At 60.9% G+C, this 4,614-nt stretch carries 2 protein-coding genes; both read left to right on the forward strand.

What is annotated here, in order from left to right; genetic code table 11:
- A partial coding sequence (locus ABI660_RS23100; RefSeq protein ID WP_348072553.1) for a toprim domain-containing protein occupies nucleotides 1-2,546 on the forward strand: 2,546 nt, incomplete at its 5' end.
- A gap of 11 nt (nucleotides 2,547-2,557) precedes the next feature.
- On the forward strand, nucleotides 2,558-3,619 hold the full coding sequence (gene xerC, locus ABI660_RS23105; protein ID WP_348072555.1) for a site-specific tyrosine recombinase XerC: 1,062 nt from the start codon (nucleotides 2,558-2,560) through the stop codon (nucleotides 3,617-3,619).
- Nucleotides 3,620-4,614 lie beyond the last annotated feature (995 nt).

Raw genomic sequence — 4,614 nt, forward strand, 5'->3', positions numbered from 1 at the left:
GCGAGCAGTTGCAGCGCGTGGGCATCTACAGGGACACCGGGCGTGAGCACTTCAACGGCTCGCTGGTCATTCCGGTGCTGGACGCGCACGGCCAGGTGCGTGAACTCTACGGGCGCAAGATCGGCGAGCGCCTGCGCCCGGGCACGCCGCTGCACCTGTACCTGCCTATGAACGAGTCACGCGCAGAAGGTGGAGGAAGGGGCGTGTTCAACCTTGATGCTTTCAAAGCAACTAAAGAAATCATCGTCTGCGAAGCCATCATTGACGCGCTGACCTTCTGGTGCGCTGGCTATCGCAATGTCACCACCGCTTACGGTGTCGAAGGCTTTACCAGCGAGCTGCTGCAAGCGATGAAGGAGCACGGCACAGAGCGCGTCTTAATTGCCTACGACCGTGACGACGCTGGCGAACGGGCAGCGACGAAGCTGGCAGGCATGCTCATAGCTGAAGGCATGGAGTGCTTTCGCATCGAGTTCCCTAAAGGCATGGACGCCAACGAGTACGCGCTCAAGGTGACACCTGCAGCTAAGAGCTTAGGCCTGCTGATACGCAAAGCGTTGTGGTTGGGTAAGGGCAAGGCACCGCAGCCGCCAGAAACAGTCCTTCACTCTGGATTAATAACAAAAAGTGCCGTCTCCGCATATAGTACGGGCGCAAGTAGCTATCAAAACAGTAGCAACACAAGAACAAACGAGTTACCACCCTTAGCTGCTGCTCCTGTTGCGGGCGCGCCCGAGCCGCTGGCCGAAGTCACGGGCAGCGAAGTGACTTTGCACTTTGGAAGTGGCGCGCAGGCCAGACGCTGGCGCGTGCGTGGCTTGGCTAAGAACTTGGCCTATGAAGTCTTGAAGGTCAATGTGCTGGTGGCCAGCGTGGATAACTTTCACATCGACACCTTCGATCTGTACGCCGCGCGCGCCCGCGCCGCCTACCTGGTGCAGGCGGCTGCCGAGCTGGGTGTGTGCGTGGACGTGCTCAAGTCTGATCTGGGGCGCGTGCTCTTAAAGCTCGAAGCTTTGCAAGACGATGCGATTCAAACAGCACTTGCACCCAAGGCCGCAGCCGTGCCCAGCATGAGCGATGAGGAACACAGCGCAGCGCTGCAGCTGTTAAACGAGAAAGACTTGCCCGCACGCATCCTGGCCGACTTTGAAGCTGCTGGCGTGGTCGGCGAAGCCACCAACAAACTAGTCGGCTACTTAGCTGCCGTCAGCCGAAAACTCGACCGCCCCTTGGCCGTGGTCATTCAAAGCAGCAGCGCCGCAGGCAAGAGCAGTTTGATGGACGCCATCCTGTCGTTCGTTCCCGAAGAAGAGCGCATCCAGTACAGCGCCATGACCGGGCAGAGCCTGTTCTACATGGGCCAGACCAACTTGAAGCACAAGATATTGGCGATAGCCGAAGAAGAAGGCGCGCACCGCGCCAGCTACGCCTTGAAGCTCTTGCAGTCCGAGGGTGAACTCACCATTGCATCGACTGGCACCGATCCCGCCACCGGCAACCTCATCACGCAAGAATACAAAGTCGAAGGGCCGATGAGCCTGTTTATGACCACCACCGCGATTGACATTGACGAAGAGTTGATGAACCGGTGTTTGGTGCTATCGGTCGATGAAGCCAGAGAGCAAACAAGAGCCATCCACAAACTGCAACGCGAGCGCCGCACCCTGGCAGGCCTCACCCGTAAGCATGAAAAAACCGCCATCCTCACCGTGCACCGCAACGCCCAGCGCTTGCTGCGCCCGCTGGCCGTGGTCAACCCGTGGGCCGATCAGCTCACCTTCTTGGATGACCGCACCCGCACGCGCCGCGATCATGAGAAGTACCTGACCTTGATCGACGTGATTGCGCTGTTGCACCAGCACCAGCGAACGATCAAGACGGCGACAGTGGCCGACAAAACCGTGGAGTACATCGAAGCCAGCCTGGCCGACATTGCGCTGGCCAATTGCATTGCGCATGAAGTGTTGGGCACGAGCCTTGATGAGCTGCCGCCGCAGACAAGGCGCGTGCTGGCCGGTGTGCGCGAGCTGGTGCAACTGCGCATGACCGAGCTAGGGGTGGCCCAGCGCGAGGTGCGCTTTGCGCGTGGCGAGCTACGCGCAGCCACCCGCGCCAGCGACACGCAGCTCAAGGTGCATCTGGCCCGATTGGCCGAGATGGAATACCTGCTGGTGCATCGCGCCCTGCGTGGGCAGGGCTATGTGTATGAGCTGCTGTACGACGGTGATGCGCTGGCCAGCGCGCACCTGTCGGGCCTGATCGACACCACGGCCCTGCACCAGCAAGACGCGCCCCATGGCGAGGCTCACAGTTACGATGCGCGCCGGTCGGCCTTGCAAGATCAGCAGTCGGGCCTCGGTCGGGGTGCAGACGGTGGGGTGTCGGCCCGTGGTCCAGACGGCAAAACCTCTGTCAACCCGCATGCAATAAAGGTGGGCGCTCAATTGCCCGATGAAAGTATGGAATCACGCGCCACCCCCACCACCACAACGCAGCACGTCATACCTGCACGCGCGTCCTACCTTCATTCTTTAGCCGCTTGAGAAAGCCCGCCATGCTGCGAGCCCACCGCATCACCCCACGCAAATCCGGCCCACCCAAGCCCTCGCACGCCAACCCGCTGCACGGCTACAAGCACAGCTTCTGCGAATGGACAACCGTCATGGGCCTGTCGGCCAACACCGCCAGCATGCGCCAATGGGCGCTGGAGCACTTCGTTGCCTGGGCCGACGAGCGCGGCATACGCTCGCCCGCAGAAGTCACCCGCCCCATCCTGCAGCGCTACCAGCGACACCTGTATCTCTTGCGCAAGAAAGACGGCAAGCCCTTGGCCTGGTCCTCCCAGGTCAACCGGCTAACTCCCGTGGTGGCCTTCTTCAAGTGGCTCACCCGTGAAGGCCACATCCTGACCAACCCGGCGGCTGATCTGGATTTACCGAAGGCCCCGCACCGTTTGCCCCAGCATCTGCTCAGCGTGGCGCAGGTCAGCCAGGTCCTCAATCAGCCCGACACCGCCACCTTGGCTGGATTGCGCGACCGCGCCATTCTGGAGACCTTGTACTCCAGCGGCATCCGGCGCAGCGAACTGGCTCACCTCAAGATCACCGAAGTCGATACCGAGCGCGGCACGCTGATGGTCAGACTCGGCAAAGGCGCCAAAGACCGCTTCGTGCCCTTGGGAGAAAGAGCCTGTGCCTGGGTGCAGCGTTACTTGCTAGAGGTGCGCCCCGAGTTGCTATCGGGTGACACGCTGGTGCTGTTCCTCAATGACTGGGCGCAGCCCTTTGAGCCGCACCAGCTCTCGGCCCTGGCGCGCAGGTACATGCAGGCGGCGGGGTTTGCCAGCGGTTCGTGTCACGCACTGCGCCATGCCTGCGCTACCCACATGCTCGACGGTGGTGCCGACATTCGGTTCATTCAAGCACTGCTGGGCCACTCAGAGCTGACCACCACGCAGATCTACACCCACGTAGCCATCGACAAGCTCAAGGCCGTGCATGCGCTGACGCATCCGGCCCGATTAGAGCGTGTGCCCAAGCCAGATCCTCAAGCGCCAAGCGATGACGCAGCAGCGATCCTGCTAGAAGCATTGGCCCATGAAAACGAGCAGGAATGAGAGAGAAATGAGAAGTAATGAGAGAAAAAAAGGCCTGTAGCCCGCATAGAACGTGCGCGAGTAGCTATAAAAATAATAGTGATCGCTTCTTAGCTGTTGGCGCGATTCTGCCGGCGTGCGAGGCAAGTCAAAGCTAGGCGCTGCGCGCAGAGTGGGGAAGACAAGCAAGACCTGGCATCGAGCCAGGCCGTGCTTGGCAGGTGCTGCGGGGTTAGTTGCGTTGCAACTAAACATAACGGGCTGTCGTGCGCAAGTGGCGCAGTCGCTACGCTAAAGCTTCGCTTGGTGCGCCACCGCTTCGCGCCCTTGCGGGTTGCGCACGACCCCCGTTATGTCTTGCGCCCACTTCGCATCTGCGCGCACGGCCAGCGCTCACGCGGTGTAGCGCACGCCGTGCGCCGGACATCCATGCTCAGTGCGGTCACGGCTGCGCCGTCACCGCAGAGTGTTCTAGTCAGGCGCTTCGCGCTGTCAGTGGTGTTGGCCCCCGCCCACCCGTTGGGGCCGTTCGCTGCGCTCACTGGGCCCACGCCGGTGTGGCCCGTCCACCCCCCGAGGGGGTTCCCTCCACCCCGGCGTTTAGGCTCGTGTGTTTGCTGGTCGCATTGCTTGCTCCACGGCCTTAGCAGCCAAGACCAAACAGCCATGCACGGCGCTGCGCGCCGTGCATCAAGCAGCTAAAGAAGAAAGCAGCAAAAGCAGTTGCTATGCATTTAGTAGTTGCTGGCGCACGTTCTACCTGGGCTACAGGCCGATTTGATGCATAAACACTAATGAAAGACCTTTGCAGGTGCGCTCGCGCTCCTCTGCGCATGCGCGTTTACTCAGGGCGTTTAGCGGGCCTGTGCCCGCATGCGTGTGAGGCAGAATGTGCCTCTAGGAAAAATTCTCACCAACCCATGCAAGTGACCAGGCGAAAACGCTGCCAACTCCGCACCAGGCTTAGGAAAAATGCCTGTGCTTACGGTGCGCGCGTGTCGGAGTCAACTGTGCAG

Source organism: Polaromonas sp. (assembly GCF_039930745.1).
Taxonomy (GTDB): Bacteria; Pseudomonadota; Gammaproteobacteria; order Burkholderiales; family Burkholderiaceae_C; genus Polaromonas.